At 28.8% G+C, this 16,793-nt stretch carries 16 protein-coding genes and 1 rRNA gene; 14 read left to right on the forward strand and 3 right to left on the reverse strand.

Annotated elements, in window-relative coordinates; all coding sequences use genetic code 11:
- Positions 1-140 precede the first annotated feature (140 nt).
- From IC219_RS10915 to IC219_RS10940, 6 genes are all read left to right on the forward strand, one after another.
- Positions 141-1,202 (forward strand): DUF917 family protein, encoded by a 1,062-nt coding sequence (locus IC219_RS10915; protein ID WP_227830817.1) that lies wholly within the window; start codon positions 141-143, stop codon positions 1,200-1,202.
- A gap of 258 nt (positions 1,203-1,460) precedes the next feature.
- The gene (locus IC219_RS10920) at positions 1,461-2,396 is read left to right on the forward strand and encodes a DUF1177 domain-containing protein (protein ID WP_227434506.1); all 936 of its coding nucleotides are present in this window, start codon (positions 1,461-1,463) and stop codon (positions 2,394-2,396) included.
- A gap of 109 nt (positions 2,397-2,505) precedes the next feature.
- Positions 2,506-3,933 carry a cell wall-binding repeat-containing protein gene (locus IC219_RS10925; protein ID WP_227830816.1) on the forward strand — a complete coding sequence of 476 codons (1,428 nt, stop codon included), beginning with the start codon at positions 2,506-2,508 and terminating at the stop codon, positions 3,931-3,933.
- Between the two features lie 373 nt (positions 3,934-4,306).
- Positions 4,307-4,708 (forward strand): hypothetical protein, encoded by a 402-nt coding sequence (locus IC219_RS10930; RefSeq protein WP_227434508.1) that lies wholly within the window; start codon positions 4,307-4,309, stop codon positions 4,706-4,708.
- A 42-nt stretch (positions 4,709-4,750) separates the two neighbouring features.
- Complete coding sequence (locus IC219_RS10935) at positions 4,751-5,044, forward strand: metal-sensitive transcriptional regulator (RefSeq protein ID WP_227434509.1); 294 nt, start codon at positions 4,751-4,753, stop codon at positions 5,042-5,044.
- A 14-nt stretch (positions 5,045-5,058) separates the two neighbouring features.
- Positions 5,059-5,499 (forward strand): SoxR reducing system RseC family protein, encoded by a 441-nt coding sequence (locus IC219_RS10940; protein WP_227434510.1) that lies wholly within the window; start codon positions 5,059-5,061, stop codon positions 5,497-5,499.
- 88 nt (positions 5,500-5,587) lie between these two features.
- Here the strand turns inward: IC219_RS10940 and IC219_RS10945 are convergent, their stop codons facing one another.
- On the reverse strand, positions 5,588-6,061 hold the full coding sequence (locus IC219_RS10945) for a threonine/serine exporter family protein (protein ID WP_227434511.1): 474 nt from the start codon (positions 6,059-6,061) through the stop codon (positions 5,588-5,590).
- Positions 6,061-6,849 (reverse strand): threonine/serine exporter family protein, encoded by a 789-nt coding sequence (locus tag IC219_RS10950; protein ID WP_227434512.1) that lies wholly within the window; start codon positions 6,847-6,849, stop codon positions 6,061-6,063. Before IC219_RS10950 ends, IC219_RS10945 begins: the two co-directional genes overlap by 1 nt.
- A 317-nt stretch (positions 6,850-7,166) precedes the next feature.
- On the opposite strand from IC219_RS10950, the gene glyA reads away from it, so the two are divergent.
- From glyA to IC219_RS10985, 7 genes are all read left to right on the forward strand, one after another.
- Entirely contained in the window at positions 7,167-8,411 is a 1,245-nt protein-coding gene (gene glyA / locus IC219_RS10955) for a serine hydroxymethyltransferase (RefSeq protein ID WP_227434513.1), read from the forward strand.
- A gap of 247 nt (positions 8,412-8,658) precedes the next feature.
- Complete coding sequence (locus IC219_RS10960) at positions 8,659-9,756, forward strand: MGDG synthase family glycosyltransferase (protein WP_227434514.1); 1,098 nt, start codon at positions 8,659-8,661, stop codon at positions 9,754-9,756.
- Positions 9,747-10,445, forward strand: coding sequence for a polysaccharide deacetylase family protein (locus tag IC219_RS10965; protein WP_227830815.1), 699 nt, complete (start codon positions 9,747-9,749; stop codon positions 10,443-10,445). Before IC219_RS10960 ends, IC219_RS10965 begins: the two co-directional genes overlap by 10 nt.
- Positions 10,446-10,447: 2 nt before the next feature.
- Positions 10,448-11,512, forward strand: a complete 1,065-nt coding sequence (locus IC219_RS10970; protein WP_227830814.1) for a lysylphosphatidylglycerol synthase transmembrane domain-containing protein — start codon at positions 10,448-10,450, stop codon at positions 11,510-11,512.
- A gap of 179 nt (positions 11,513-11,691) precedes the next feature.
- Complete coding sequence (locus IC219_RS10975; protein WP_227434517.1) at positions 11,692-12,396, forward strand: response regulator transcription factor; 705 nt, start codon at positions 11,692-11,694, stop codon at positions 12,394-12,396.
- Entirely contained in the window at positions 12,389-13,711 is a 1,323-nt protein-coding gene (locus IC219_RS10980; protein WP_227830813.1) for a sensor histidine kinase, read from the forward strand. The genes IC219_RS10975 and IC219_RS10980 overlap by 8 nt, the downstream gene beginning before the upstream one ends.
- A 112-nt stretch (positions 13,712-13,823) precedes the next feature.
- On the forward strand, positions 13,824-15,197 hold the full coding sequence (locus IC219_RS10985) for a hypothetical protein (protein WP_227830812.1): 1,374 nt from the start codon (positions 13,824-13,826) through the stop codon (positions 15,195-15,197).
- Between the two features lie 249 nt (positions 15,198-15,446).
- Here IC219_RS10985 and pdaA read toward each other — a convergent pair whose 3' ends face one another.
- Complete coding sequence (pdaA, locus tag IC219_RS10990; RefSeq protein ID WP_227434520.1) at positions 15,447-16,388, reverse strand: delta-lactam-biosynthetic de-N-acetylase; 942 nt, start codon at positions 16,386-16,388, stop codon at positions 15,447-15,449.
- 343 nt (positions 16,389-16,731) lie between these two features.
- Here pdaA and IC219_RS10995 point away from each other — a divergent pair.
- Positions 16,732-16,793: ribosomal RNA gene (locus IC219_RS10995) — 16S ribosomal RNA — on the forward strand; the annotation flags it as partial.

A 16,793-nucleotide genomic window follows, 5' to 3' on the forward strand; every position in this document is an offset into this window, starting at 1 on the left:
GAATTATATAAATTTGATAATTAATTATATATTATACATTATAATACAAAGCTTGTATAATAAACTATAATATGGCATAAAGTTATGTAAATATTTACTAATACATTTACATAATCTAACTAATAAAGGAGATATTTAATATGAAATTAACTAAGGAAATATTAGAATATGCTTTAATAGGAGGTACAATTTTAGGTGGAGGAGGAGGAGGTGCAAAGGAAAGTGGAAGAGAGATGGGGGAATATGCCTTACAACATGGATTTCCAAATCTAATAAGTATAGATGAATTACATGATGATGCAATTGTCTTAAATGTATCAGCAGTAGGAGCTCCAGCAGCACCACTCAAGTATGCTGATAATGATGATTATATAAATACAGTCAAGATATTTATTGATAAACTAGGATTAGATATACAAGGTATTATTACAAATGAAAATGGAGGATGTGCAACAATAAATGGATGGCTTCAGTCTTCTGTACTTAAAATACCACTAATAGATGCACCTTGCAATGGTAGAGCCCATCCAACAGGCCTGATGGGGAGCCTTGGATTACATAGAGATAAAACATATAAGTCTTATCAAGCTGTGTCTGGTGGAAATCCAGAACTTGATAATCATATAGAGGGATTTTTAGAGGGGTCTTTAAATAAGACAGCAGGACTTGTTAGACAGTGTGCTGTAGCAGCAGAAGGTTTAGTTGCTGTAGCTAGAAATCCTGTAAAAGCATCTGTTGTAAAAGAAAATGCTGCTATAGGAGGTATAAGCCATGCAATAGATTTGGGTAGAGAGTTTTACTTAGGTTTAGAAATATCAAAAGATAAAGCAATAAACAACGTTGTCGAATTTTTGAATGGAGATGTAGTTTCAGAAGGAACAATAGAAATTTTAGAGTTAGAAACTACAGGTGGATTTGATGTAGGTAAATTGATTGTAAATGGTTATGAGGTAACTTTTTGGAATGAATATATGACAATAGAAAAAGAGAATAATAGAATAGCAACATTTCCAGACTTAATTATGACTTTTGATAAAAACACAGGCATGCCTGTTACATCAGCAGAAATCAGAGAAGGGCAAGAGATAGTTTTAATAAAAACTTCTAAAGAAAATTTAAAACTTTCAATAACAATGACACAAGAAGAATTATTAAAAGATATAGAAGATATATTAAATAAAAAAATAATTGGAGTTAATTAGGATATGTAGTAATTTGATTGATTGAAGAATTAAAATTGATTAAATTTAATGAGCAATATAATACCTATAAAACTATAAATAAAACAAATACTTAGGAAAAAGTTTATAAAAATAAAAAAATAAATAAGATATGAAAGATAATAAGAAAAAGTTTATAAAAATATAGATAAAATAAAAAAATGCTGTAATATTTATAAAAGTAAAAATATTTAAACAAAAACTATAAATAAAAGAAATAAAATTGGATGGTGAGCAAATATGATGTTAAAACAAGTTTTGGAAGTTTATGATATTATTGATAGCGCAGAAGTAGATGGAGAATGTGTAAAAAAATATTTGGAAAGCTATGGTGGGAAGAATATATTAGTAAAAACTTTAGGTACAGAAAAAGGGTCTACTGACTTAGTAAAGCTTACAATACCAGGAAAAAATGGAAAATCATCAGGAGGAACAGCTAAGACATTAGGTGTTTTAGGAAGACTAGGAGGAATTGGAGCAAGACCAGAAATGATAGGTATGGTTTCTGACGCTGATGGAGCTTTAGTAGCAATAGCAGTAGGAGCAAAATTATTGGACATGCAAAATAAGGGAGATTTTATTGATGGAGATGTAATAGTTTCAACTCACATATGTCCAGATGCACCTACTAAAGAACATAAACCAGTTCCATTTATGGATTCTCCAATTGATATGAGAACTATGAATGAAAATGAAGTTGATTTAAGCTGTGATGCTATATTATCAATAGATACAACTAAAGGGAATAGAGTTATAAATACAAGAGGTTTTGCTATATCTCCCACAATAAAAGAAGGGTATATTCTAAAAACAAGTAATGATTTATTAGACATAATGCAGACTACTACAGGAAGACTTCCTTACGTATTTCCAGTGTCAATACAAGATATAACTCCATATGGAAATGGTTTATACCATATAAATAGTATTCTTCAGCCTGCTGTAGCTACAAAAGCACCTGTAGTAGGAGTTGCTATAACAACTGAGACAACAGTTGCTGGATGTGCAACTGGAGCAAGTAATTATTCTGATTTAGAGAGTGCAGGAAGATTTGTTGTTGAAGTAGCAAAACACTATTGTGGTGGAAATTGTGAGTTTTATGATGAACATGAATGGAATATTTTAATGAATAGATATGGAAGCTTAGATAAGTTTCAAACTTTTGGAGAAGAATAAAGTTGTCTTTTATTGATGTTTTAGAATGGATGATATATGCTAAATTATTGTGATATAATATTTAGAGTAAATAAAAATTGTAGATATAATAATTTTAGGGGGAGTTAATATGAAATCAACAAAATTAATATCATCAGTATTGTGTTTATCTCTAGTTTTAAGCTTATCATCAATATCATATGCAAATGAAGTGGGTAGAACGGCAACAGAAAATACTTTAATAGGTAAAGATAGATATCAAACAGCTATTGAAGTAAGTAAAGAGGGTTGGAGTAGCGCAAATGAAGCTGTAATAGTGAATAGTGAATCTATTGTAGATGCATTATCTGTTACACCATTTGCTAAATTAAAGAACGCTCCAATACTACTTACAGAAAAAAATAATTTAAATTTACAAACAAAGAAAGAATTAGAAAGATTAGGTGTTAAAAAAGTTTATATAATTGGACTATCTGGTTCTGTATCAGATAGTGTAGAAAAACAACTAGAATCTAATAACTTAACAGTTGATAGAATTGGTGGTAGTGACAGACATCAGACAGCTTTAAACATAGCTAAAAAGATAGAAGGTTTAAAAGACATATCAGAAATAGCTGTGATAAATGGATATACAGGTCTTGCAGATGCAGTTAGTATAGCTTCTGTAGCTGCTACTAATGGTATGGTTATACTTCCGGTTTCTGATGCATCTGGAGTGTCTAGTTTTAAGGATTTTATAGCTTCTAAAAATATAAGTAAGTCATACATAATAGGCTCTACTAATGCTGTATCAGATAAAATAAAACAAAGTCTACCAAATTCAGAAAGAATAGGTGGAGCAGATAGAAATGAAACAAATGGAAAGGTAATAGAAAAATTTTATACATCAAATGACTTAGATAATGTATTTGTAGCTAAAGATGGAATAAAAAAACAAAATCAACTTATAGATGCTCTAGCAGTAGGTGTATTGGCATCAAAAGAAAATTCTCCAGTACTTATAGTAGGAGATAAATTGAGTGCAACTCAAAAGAGTATATTTACAAATAAAAAGGCGACTGCTATAACTCAAGTTGGTAGTGGTGGAAATGAAAATGCATTTGCAGAACTAAAAGATTTACAAGGGAGTAGTACTGGTAAGAAAGTAATGTATGTAGCTAATACAGATAAAGTAAATGTAAGAAGTGATGCTACAATAGAAGCTTCTGTAGTGGGTTATCTAAACAATGGTGATGAAGTAGAAGTTTTAGAAGTACTAAAAACGGGATGGGTTAAGATAAAATACAATGACGATATTGGATATGTCAGTGGGTCTTATCTAACAAGTAATAAACCTAATAACAGCAGTGAGAATGTTAAGATAAAATATGTAAAAGAAAAAGATGGTCTAAATGTTAGAAAAGGACCAAGTACGGAAGATGAAAAAATAGGACAACTTCCATATGGAAGTAAGGTAGAAACTGTAGAAATGTTTGCTACTGGATGGGTAAAAATAAAATACAATAGTGGATATGGTTATGTAAGTAATGATTACCTATCTGATACACCAGTTATCTAAACTTATAGATAATAAACAATAAAGAGACTGTCTTAATATTAATGACAGTCTCTTTATTGTTATGAAATGTAGATTTTAATAATGATTTATATTTTGATAACCTAACTTTAGAAGTTATTATTGTAGATATTATTAATATATAAATACTTAAAATCCGATGCTTAATACCAAAATTGCATATTAATATGATGAGATAATTTAAATATAAATAATTTTATCTAATTATTATTATAAATTAAGTAGTAATATAAAAGAAATAGCTAAAATGAGTCCTTTTATTTTTGTTTTTTGTATCTATTTGGTATAATAGTATTGAAACATATAATAATTTAGATAAAATTTCTTAAGAGGAATACTATGAGGAGAACATAAAATGAAAAAATGTCTTTACTGTAATAGGGATATAAAGTCACCAAATAATAAATTGGCTATAAAATACGATGACAATACCAATATATATCCATGCCGTACAGAATGTAAGGAAAAAATTGAAGAATATATAATAAAAAAACCTACTTATAAGTTTATAAATATATTGGAGGTTCTTTTAGGTGTAGGTGGAATATTTTGCTTTTTGAGCAAATGGACTATTGCAGCCCAAATTGTACTTGGAATTGACGCATTAGTTATATTTTTATTTCCATTAGCAGGGTTTAAGATGAATGGTAAATTAAGTATGGAGCAAACTAAGCATCAGAGCAGGTCTATAGCAATATCAATTTTAGCATTTATAATAGTAATAACTGTATTATATTTTAAGCAAATTGGTAAGTAAATCATAATTGTATAGAACATCATAAGAGTATGAGGTGAGTTTATGGAAGAAAGAAAATTAGCACCAAACAATGAGCGAGAAGCTCTTATAAAAAGATTAAAAAGAATAGAGGGTCAAGTTAAAGGGATACAAAAGATGGTAGAAGAGGAGCGTTATTGTGTTGATATATTAGTTCAAATATCTGCTATAAGGTCTGCTATAAATAGAGTGGGTACAATTATTTTGGAAAATCATATAAAAGGATGTGTAGCAGAAAGTATCAAACATGATGATAGTGAAAAAACTGAAGAGATGATAAAAGAACTTATGGATACCATAAATAAATTTACAAAATAAGGGGGCGGTTAGATATGAATCAACAAGGATTTATTATGGAGATTGTTGATGATAGAACTGCAAAATTAAAAATGCAAAGACACTCAGCTTGTGCTGCTTGTGGAAAATGTGCTACTGCTGACTCATCAGAGTCAAAAGAGATATTAGTAGAGGTAGACAATACAATTGGTGCGAAGGTTGGTGACCATGTAGAAGTAAGTATGGATAACATGAATGTATTAAAAGCAGCTGTGATGGCTTATATAATACCTCTTGTAGCACTTCTTGTTGGAACAATAGGAACATACTATATATTGGGAGCAATTGGAATGACATCTGGCGTTGAAGCGATAAGTGGATTAGTTGGGATTTGTCTTACAATAATTTGTTATTTGTATTTAAAGAAAAATGATAAAAAATTTAGAGATAGTAGAGAATTTATACCAGTAATCACAAGAATCTTAATTGACCTTTAAAATGATTATAATTTAAAAATAGCAATGTACTCTTATAAACACTTAATGTATATTTATAGGATTTGGGTACATTGCTATTTTTATATTTTTATTTTGATTTTCTTTGAGGAATAAAGTTCTTTCGTATTTTTAAAAGGTTTAATGTTCTTACAAAAGAAGTTACAACCAATACACCAAGCGATATTGCAGCACTTAAAAATAGTGCATCAGTACCTTTTGACATAGCTAAATCATAATTTTTTTGAATTAAAGATAACATTGTATTGTATAATCCAATTCCTGGTATCAGAGGAAGAATACCTGGAATTACAAATACAATAGCTGGTTGCTTTAGTTTTCTAGCCAATATCTCACTACATGCTGAAACCAAAGCGGCAGCTATAAAACCTGCAAAAATTGAGTTTGTAGTGAAATTAAATAAATATACATACACAATCCAACCAACTCCACCAGTTATTCCAGCTGGAAGAAGTAGATAAAGTGGTGCATTAAAAAAAACAGCAAATCCAGCAGTTGCAATGCCTGAAAATAAAAAGTGTAAAATCATTGACATATCAGTCATTAGAAAGGACCTCCAATTCTATACCATGTATCAAGGACAAAACCGACTCCAGAAGCAATTGCAATAATAATCATAGCAGCATCGAAAGCACGAGAAATTCCTGATATTAAATTACCTGATATTAAATCTCTGATGGCTTTTATAAAAGCAACTCCTGGGAGTAGTGGCATTATTGCTCCAACTATAAGCATTTTAGGGTCATTCAAAATACCTATTTCAACTAGTAAAACTCCTGAAAGTGCTATTAAAAAAGAAGATACTAAACATGAAAATGCAGATATTGCACTTATCTTCATGGTTTTATCATAAGTAATTGCAGCAAATATTGCTATTATAAATGTAAGAATAAAATTTAATATATAATTCCCTCCAAGCAAGCAAGCAAAGCAAGCAGATGCAATTCCTGTACAAGAGTAAAACAACCATAAAGGATAAGGTTTTACCTCTTGAATTTCATAAAGACGTGCAATAGCAGTATCAATATCATATTCTTTATCATTTACAAATTCTCGAGAAAAACTGTTTAATAAGGAAATCTTATTTAAGTTTATACCTCTTGATTGAATCGTTTTCATAAACGAAAAACCGTCAAATTTTTCATCTGAAATAATTATTACTGTAGGAGTTGTAAAAATATTTACATGATAAAATCCTCTTGACCTGCATATTCTAAGGACACTGTCTTCAACCCTAGATGTTTCAGCTCCATTTTTTATCATAAGTTCCCCTACAAATAGAGCTAATTTTAGAATATTTTTTTTATATTCAAGTTCCTCATTTTGATTCATAAATACACCTCCAAATTAAAAAACATAATATTGAAATTATATCAAATTTTTAAGTAATATTCCTTATATATATATAAATTATATTATCTTTTTTTTATTTAAAAATAGTCACATCTAAATTATATCCAATTAAAAGAATTAGACAATATTATTTATTATATTTTAACTTAAAATACAGAAAGAAAACATGTAAAAGTAGTAAAACACTTGACTATTAATTTATAAAAGACTATAATAATAAATTATCATATTGATAAAAACGAAAATTATGAAATGTCTGTAAAAGTAAAATTTAAATAATAACTAGGAGGAGTAATATGTTTGAGAACTTGAAAAAAGCGGACCCTGAGATTTATGAAAGTATGAAAAGAGAGTTAAAAAGACAACAAAGGAATATTGAGTTGATAGCATCTGAAAATATAGTATCAGTTCCAGTAATGGAAACTATGGGAAGTCATCTTACTAATAAATATGCAGAAGGTTACTCAGGCAAAAGATATTATGGTGGATGTGAGTACATAGATGAAGTTGAAACTCTTGCAATAGATAGAATTAAAAAGATATTTGGGGCAGAACATGCTAATGTTCAACCTCATTCTGGAGCAAATGCAAATATCGGTGTATATTTTGCTATGCTAAAACCAGGTGATGTTGTTATGGGAATGAATTTATCTCAAGGTGGGCATTTAACTCATGGTGCTCCAGTTAATATTTCTGGTCAATATTATAAATTTTATGAATATGGAATAGATAGAGATAGTGGACTTATAGATTTTGATGATGTTAGAAAAATAGCACATGAAGTAAAACCTAAAATGATAGTTGCAGGAGCAAGTGCATATCCTAGAGAGATAGATTTTAAAAAATTTAGAGAAATAGCTGATGAGGTTGGAGCATTACTTATGGTAGATATGGCTCATATAGCAGGTCTTGTAGCTGCTGGTCTTCATCAAAATCCATGTGAAGTAGCTGATTTTGTTACAACAACAACTCATAAAACTTTAAGAGGACCTCGTGGAGGAGTTATCCTTTGTAAAGAAAAATATGCTAAAGCTATAGACAAAGCAATATTCCCTGGAATTCAAGGGGGACCTCTTGAGCATATAATTGCATCTAAAGCAGTATGTTTTAAAGAAGCTTTAAGTGATGAATTTAAAACATACCAACAACAGGTTGCTAAAAATGCAAAAGCTTTAGCTGAAGAACTTATTAAGAGAGATTTTAAATTGATTTCTGGAGGAACAGATAATCACTTAATATTATTAGATTTAACTAATAAAAATATAACTGGTAAAGCCGCAGAAAAAAGATTAGATGATGCTTACATAACTGCTAATAAAAATACAATACCATTTGATCCAAATGGCGCACTTGTTACAAGTGGAGTAAGACTTGGTACTCCAGCTGTAACTACTAGAGGCATGAAAGAGGAAGATATGGCAGTAATTGCTGAGGCTATAGACCTATGTTTAACTTATGATGAAGAATCTAAGGCAAGAACATTGGTTGTTGGTTTAACTGAAAAATATCCTCTATATGAAGAATATAATATTATGGATTAATTAAAAGTATAATTAAATAAGACATATTTAAAGAATTAAAATGATAGTATTTATGTTTAAGTATGTTTATAAAGACAAAACCCAATTAATTAGGAGATAGCTTCCAATATTAATTGGGTTTTGTCTTTTTTAATTAAAACTTTAAGATTTCTTAAGAATTATACTAGGTTTTTCTAAAGATTTAAAGTTTATACTTATAAATATAGTAATTAAAGGTATTTAAAGGCTTTAATGAGGAGGGAATCTTATGAAAGTATTAATTCTTACAGGAAAATTTGGTATGGGTCATTACTCAGCATCAAACTCTTTAAGTGAAGATATAAAAACAAAATTTAATAATTCTGAAATAATAATTAAGGATATATTTGAATATATTATGCCTAACTACTCAGATAAAATGTATAAAACTTTTTCTATTCTTGTAAATCGGGGAAGTAGTCTTTATAATTTATTTTACAAATGCACTGAAAATGGAAAAAAAGATATAAAATTTACATTTTCAGATTATTTCTTAACTAAATTAGACAAGTTACTTAATGAAATACAACCAACAGTAGTTATTTCAACTTTTCCATTTTGTTCTCAAGTAGTATCAAGATATAAAGAAAAGTATAATTCAAATCTTCCTTTGATAACATGTATAACAGATATAAGTAGTCATTCAGAATGGATTAGTAAAAATACAGATTGTTACTTAGTGGCTAGTGAATCTACTAAAGAAGAACTTATTTTAAAAGGAATAGATGAAGATAAAGTAAAAGTTAATGGGATACCTGTAAAAAAAGAATTTAAAAAAATAGAACATATAAATCATTTAGATAAAAAAAACATCCTCATAATGGGTGGGGGCTTAGGTTTATTGCCTAAGTCAGAACAATTTTATAGAGAACTAAATAGTTTAGAAGGAGTAAAAACTACTGTAATAACTGGTAATAATAAAAAAATGTACTATAAATTGTACAATAGATATGAAAATATTGAGGTTGTAGGCTATACTAATGAAGTATACAACTATATGGAGAGTGCTGACCTTATTATTTCTAAACCAGGTGGAATAACATTATTTGAAACAATTTACTCAGAGCTTCCAATATTAGCATTCAATCCATTTTTGCAACAAGAGATAAATAATGCTGATTTTATACTAAATAATGGAATTGGAAGAATACTTGATAAAAATAAAAAATACTATGTAGATGAGATAAAAGACTTAATCTATGATGATGTTACACTTAAAGAAATGAGTTTGAATATGAAAAAACTTAAAAAACAATTTGATAATAATTCATTAGAAAATATTTTATTTTCATTTGATGGACAAGGAGTGTGTAGAGAATGTATGTAGTAGGTTTAATTATAGTTGTTGCTTTGATTTTTTTAATCCATTCAATTATACCTACATATTATAATAAATTATTAAATAAAGATGTATTGAAAAATATGACTGAGAAGAATGAAATTGCTCTTACATTTGATGATGGACCAGACAAAAGATATACAGAAAAATTGTTGGATGTACTAAAAGAAAATAATATAAAGGCCATGTTTTTCGTAGTGGCAAAGAATGCTGAAAAAGAGCCTGAAATTATAAAAAGAATGTTAAGAGAAAATCACATAGTTGGTTTACATTCACTAGAACATAAGAATGCATGGCTTTATAGTTATAATTATGTTAAAAAAGATTTTATTGAAAGTACAAATACAATGAAAAATTTAGGTGTAGATGTAAACTACTATCGTCCACCATGGGGTCATACTAATATATTTTCATATCAATTTGTTAAAAAATATAACTTAAAGATGACCTTATGGGATGTAATGGCAGAAGATTGGAGTAGAGATAGTACAGTAGAGATTATAGTAAATAAGTTAATAGATAGAACAAAAGAAAATTCTATAATTTGTTTGCATGATGCAGGAGAAAACTCAGGAGGAGCAGTTGGCGCACCTGAACGTACTATCGAAGCATTAAAGATAGCTATTCCAAAACTCAAAGCTAGTGGTTTTAAATTTGTAACACCAGAAAGGATGTAGTTATGATAAGTAAAACTGAAAAGAAAAATAAGTGTCTAGGTAGTGTAACCTTCTTAGTTTTACTAATGGGTATAACTGGATACTTTGTTTTTAGAGGTCAATCAATTGAATCGTTAATAAAATCATTAAAAGGTGCAAGTCCTGTGTTTATATTAATTGGATTTGCAATGATGTTTATATATGTTGCTTGTGAAGGTATAAATATATATTTAGGTATAAAGGCTTTAAATCAAAAAACTACATTTTTAAAATGTATGGGATATGCGTTTGTTGGATTTTATTTTAGTTCAATTACACCTTCAGCGTCTGGAGGTCAACCAGCGCAAGTTTATTACATGAAGAAAGATGATATAAACATATCTTATTCTTCACTTATACTATTAGTTATTGTTGTCATTCACCAAGTTGTTGTATTGGCATATAGCGGAATAATGTTCATTATGGAACGTGAATTTATACTAAACAATGTAAGAGGAATGAGTATTTTATTGATATATGGTGTAATAACGAATGTTGCTCTTGTTGTTGGAGTAATTGCAGTTATATTTTCAAAAAAATTAGTAAATAACTTCATAATATTCATAACGAATTTATTAGGAAAATTAAGAATAATAAAAGATGTTGAAGGTTCACGAAAAGTGATAACTTCTCAAATTGAAGAATATGTTAAAGGTGCTCAATATATAAAACAAAATCCAAAGTTAGTAATTAAGATTTTACTTATAACTATTGTGCAAATAACAGCTATGTTTTTAGTACCATTCTTTGTATATAAAGCTTTCCATCTATCAACATATACTGTGTTTGAAATATTAGCAATACAATCATTACTCAATATTGCTGTTTCATCTTTACCATTACCAGGAGCTGTTGGGGCATCTGAAAATAGTTTTATGACATTATTTAAGATATTTTTCCCAGGGCATTTATTAGTGCCAGCGATGTTACTTAGCAGAGGAATAAGTTTTTATGCATTCGTTGCTATAAGTGGTTTAGTATGTATTGTAGCATATGTTAAATCTTCTGAAAAAGTTAAGTCAGTAAAAGAAGTTGTTTATGTAAGATAGTATTGTATAGTTTATTTTTTACATCAAGGATATGTGTGTACGTTTTGATTAAACTTTGAGCATACTTACAATAGTAGAAAGTATTAAAACGTATGACATTGCTAAGCTTTTACTAATAAAGTATAATATTTTATATAGTTTGAAATATTTAAGAAATATAGTAAAAAAGGAGCTTAGCGATGAATAAAGAGATTCAAAAAAAAATTTTAGTAGCTGATGATAATCCAGAAATTAGGGAAATTGTAGAAATACTTTTAACTGGTGAAGGTTATGAAGTTGTTATGGCGACGAACGGAGAAGAGGCTGTAAATTTAGTAGACAGTACAATTGATTTGATTATTTTGGATGTTGTTATGCCAGTAAAGACAGGGTTTGTTGCATGTAATGAGATTAGAGAAAAAACAACAGCTCCAATATTATTTCTAACTGCGAAAACTCAAGATTCCGACAAGGTTATTGGGTTTTCAGCAGGAGGAGATGACTATTTATCAAAGCCTTTTTCATATTCTGAGTTAATTTCAAGAGTTAAGTCACTACTTAGACGTTATTATATATATCAGGGGAAGGAAAAGAATAAGGAGCAAAATATATTGAAAACAAGAGGTTTAAGTGTAAATTTGGATACTCAAGATGTCATATTGGATGGAGAAACTATATTTTTGACAACTATAGAATATAGCATACTAGTTCTTATGCTAAAAAATAGAAAAAAAGTTTTCTCGTCTGAAAATATATATGAAAGTATTTGGGATGAGCAATATTTTTATACAGCAAATAATACTATAATGGTACATATTAGAAATTTAAGAAAAAAATTAGAGAAAGATCAGAAAAATCCACAATATGTAAAAACTGCATGGGGAAAGGGGTACTATATTGATTAGCAAAATTAAACCATCAAAGTTGGGTGTCATACTATTGATATATGTAGTAATCTCAGCTGGGGTGGCTTTTATTTTAAATATACCATTTTATTCTGCCGTTGAGTCAATAGTAAAGGATGTATCAGAAGGTAGAACCTACTTTAAAAGAGAAGCAGACCAGTTAATGGCTGATTTTCAAATCTATGTGAATGATAAAAATTTAAGTTCAAATGATGGAGAAGATATATCAAATTGGAATAATGACAATTGGTTTGTATCTATGAAAGTATATAAAGGAAATGAGCTTTTTTATGATACACTGTACTATCCAGATGAAGTACCTGATAAGAGTGAAGAAAATGAATTTTATAGTAGCTCTATGGCTAGACATTATGAGATACAATTTTCTGATATTAAAGCTAGTGTAGTTATAGTAGCACTGTTTCGATTTCGATTTCAAAACTTTATAGAAGCTGTTTCTATCACATTTATGGCAATTACATTTATTGTAACATTTTTATTGCTGTTGAGTAGAAAGATTAAATATCTAAGAAAAATAGAGATGGGCATAAAGATAGTAGAAAGTGGTAGTTTAAAGTATAGAATTCCTGTTAAGGGTAACGATGAATTATCATCACTTGCATCTAGTATTAATGAGATGAGTCAGGCACTTGATAATCAGATTATAAAAGAAAGAGAAATGAAGAATAAAAATAAGGATATAGTAACTTCAATATCACATGATGTCAGAACTCCATTGACATCAGTAATTTGTTATTTGGATTTAATTAAAGATCATAAGTATAATAGCCCTGAGCAATTGGAGCAATATATAAAAAATGTGAGATTAAAAGCATATCAGATAAAAGATTTGACAGATGACCTTTTTACACATTTTGTTAATTCGGAAGAAGAAGTTTCTAAAAAATATGAAAAGATTAATGCAAATGAATTTATATTTCAACTGCTTTTAGATAGTTCATATACATTGGAAGAAAAGGGATTTCATATAAAAATAGAAAATGAACTTTATAATCAATATCATATTTATGTAGATGTAACACAATTTAGAAGAATATTTGATAATCTATGTTCCAACATAATAAAGTATGCAAGAAGGGATAGACCAATAGTATTTTTAATTAAAGTTGAAGATGGTAAGCTGTTAATTATACAAAAAAACAAAGTTAGTAACATTCATAAAGATGTAGAAAGTTTTGGAATTGGCATAAAAAACTGTGAAAAGATAATTGCATATCACAATGGAAGTATAAATGTAAACTCAGGTGACAAAGAGTTTTCTATTGAAATATCTATTCCAGTAAATGAATCATAAATGTCTAAATTAAGTACTACACATGCCAATTGTTATGTGCCTATGACCAAGTAACAAGTTTACTTGTAAGACCATATAATATTATTATCTTAAAAAAAGGGGACATAATAATATGGTTTTAACAGGAGCGCATTATATTTACATTGTATTTATGGTAATTATCTTAATTACTATGCTTATGAAAAAAGATACTATAGTACCATGTATATTAGGTGTTTTTTTCATGGGGCTATTCTTTGAAAAAAATATCTTTGGAGCTATAACAGCAGTGTTTAACTCGTTTATTATATCTTTAAATGAGTTGGGACCTATTATTTTAATCATAGCTATTATGGTAGCTTTATCTAAAGCTCTAGAAGCAAATAATGCCATACAGTATATGGTAAGACCATTTTCCAAAGTTATAAAAAATTCTAACACAGCATTTTTTGTAACTGGATTTGTAATGTTGATTCTTTCTTGGTTTTTTTGGCCAACTCCAGCTGTTGCCTTAGTCGGAGCTGTATTTTTACCTGTTGCTATTAGAGCTGGATTACCAGCGATTGGTGTTGCAGTAGCATTAAACTTATTTGGTCATGGTCTTGCCTTATCTACAGACTTTGTTATTCAGGGAGCCCCAAGTATAACAGCTGGTGCCGCAGGAGTAGCAGTATCATATGTCATAAATGATGGTATGATTTTATTTTGGGTAATGGGAATTGTAACGATATCGATGGCGTTTTATACATTAAAAAGAGATATCAATAAAGGAATGTTTAGAGAAGAGCTTAAAGATTTTGAAAGTGAAGAAGTAAAAGAATTTAATGGAAAATCTAAGATAGCAACTATTTTAGTAGCTTTAGGATTTCTTGCTGATATAATTGCTATGTATATGTTTGACCTAAAAGGAGGAGATGCATCAGCTCTTTTAGGAGGAACAGCAGTGTTTCTGATAATTATTATAAACACTATAAATTTCGGTAAAAATAGTCTTGAAAATGTGTGTGAAAATATAATAGATGGTTTTGTGTTTGGTATAAAGATATTTGGAGCTATTATACCAATAGCAGCGTTTTTCTACATGGGAGAAGTTGCACCTTTAACTGGTGTATTTGGAAAGGTATTAGCCCCTGGTTCTCAAGGATTATTATCAGATATAGGGATAGCTCTTTCTCAAACTATACCACTTAATAAATTTGCAGTATCAGGTATAGAAACTGTAGTAGGAGCAATAACTGGGCTTGATGGTTCTGGGTTCTCTGGAATCTCATTAGTTGGTTCACTTGCATCTGTATTTGGAACTGCTATTAATGCAAGTGTTGGTGCATTATCTGCATTAGGTCAAATTAGTGGTATTTGGGTTGGTGGAGGATGTCTAGTTCCTTGGGGGCTTATTTCAGCAGCAGCAATTTGTGGAGTTAGCCCTATTGAATTGGCAAAAAGGAACTTTATTCCTGTGATAACAGGTCTCATTGTAACAACAATAGTAGCAGTATTCATTATTTAGAAAATAAAAGCTAATATTATTTTACTTGTAGATTAACAAAGCTTATGTAAGTTAAAACTTATATAAATTAAAAATAAAAAATCATATAAATTAAAAATAGATGTACAGTTATTATCTACTAAAAGACTTTTGTATCATGTAAAAACTATACATCTATTTTTTTTGGAAGTATTTAATTTGAAGTAGTTTATGTAAATTAATATCTGAATATTACATTTAAAATATAGCTTTTAAATATATTTCTAAATGTTAATAATTTAGAAGCTCAAAATTGTATCCTAGTTTTCTAGCATCTGATATAAAATCACTTAGAATTTCTGTACTAGTTTTAGAAACAGCATGTAGTAATAAGATAGAACCATCATGTAAATTATCCATTATTTTCTTCTTAGCTTCCTCATGTGATGGTTGTTTTTCAGTATCCCAATCTCTATATGCGAAACTCCAAAATATAGTTTTATAACCTAGGTTTTTAGTCATTGCTAAGCTTTTTTCTGAATATTTACCCATAGGAGGTCTGAAAAACTTAACTATGTTTTTTCCAGTTAATTCTTTATAAAGTTTTTCAACATCTTCAAATTCATCATTAAAGCTTTCTAGATTGCTTGTTTTTGTTGGCATAGAAGGATGAGTTTTACTATGACTTCCAACTATGTGACCTTCTGCAACCATTCTTCTTATCAAATCTTCATTTTCCTTTATATATGGAGAGGTAACGAAAAAAATGGCCTTTACTTTATTTTTTTTTAAAACATCTAGTATCTTTGATGTATATCCATTTTCATAACCTTCATCAAATGTAAGATATAATGTTTTTTGACCATCTTTGATGGGTCCATTATATATAGCATTATAGTCAGAAAAATTAAATTTGATGTCAGTATTTACTTCTGGAGTTTGATGTTTAGTATTTGGTATATAAAACCAATCAAGAGCAGTATTATCCAAAGATGACACATCTAACTTTTCATTATCATTGTTCACAGTATTTTTATTTGATGGACTGTCTGTTCCATCTGAAACAGTTACATTGGAAGTATTTTTACTATCATCAGCATTTTGAGAATCTCCTTGTGTTGATATTTCTTTATTCTGTTCTGTGTTTTGTTTTTTTTGTGAGTTTGAACATCCCACAACGAAAAAAATAGATATAGAAAGTATTGTCAAAACGTATAGTATCTTTCTAAGCATTTTTTAGCTCCCTTCTAAATTAATTGTAATTATATATAGTATTATTATAGTTTGAAAGTGTTATTATTAATAGTTACATATTTGAAAATAAAGTCGCAATAGTATTATAAAATATGAATAATTAATAAATTTAAGAAAAAATGTAAAAAAGTAGTTGACCATATTATAATAAGATGTTATTATAATAAATGTGCTCAACAAGGAACCAAAAAATAATGAGTACAAAATGATTTATTTAATAAAATGAACTTTGAAAATTAAACAGTAGGTTAATTTATAAAACAAGAAACAAACCATAAAGCCAGATATTTAGATAACAATAGTATCTGAGCCTGATAAACTTTTATTTGAGAGTTTGATCCTGGCTCAGGATGAACGCTGGCGGCGTGCCTAACACATGCAAGT

It is taken from the genome of Clostridioides sp. ES-W-0018-02, from assembly GCF_020658175.1.
Classification (GTDB): Bacteria; Bacillota; Clostridia; order Peptostreptococcales; family Peptostreptococcaceae; genus Clostridioides.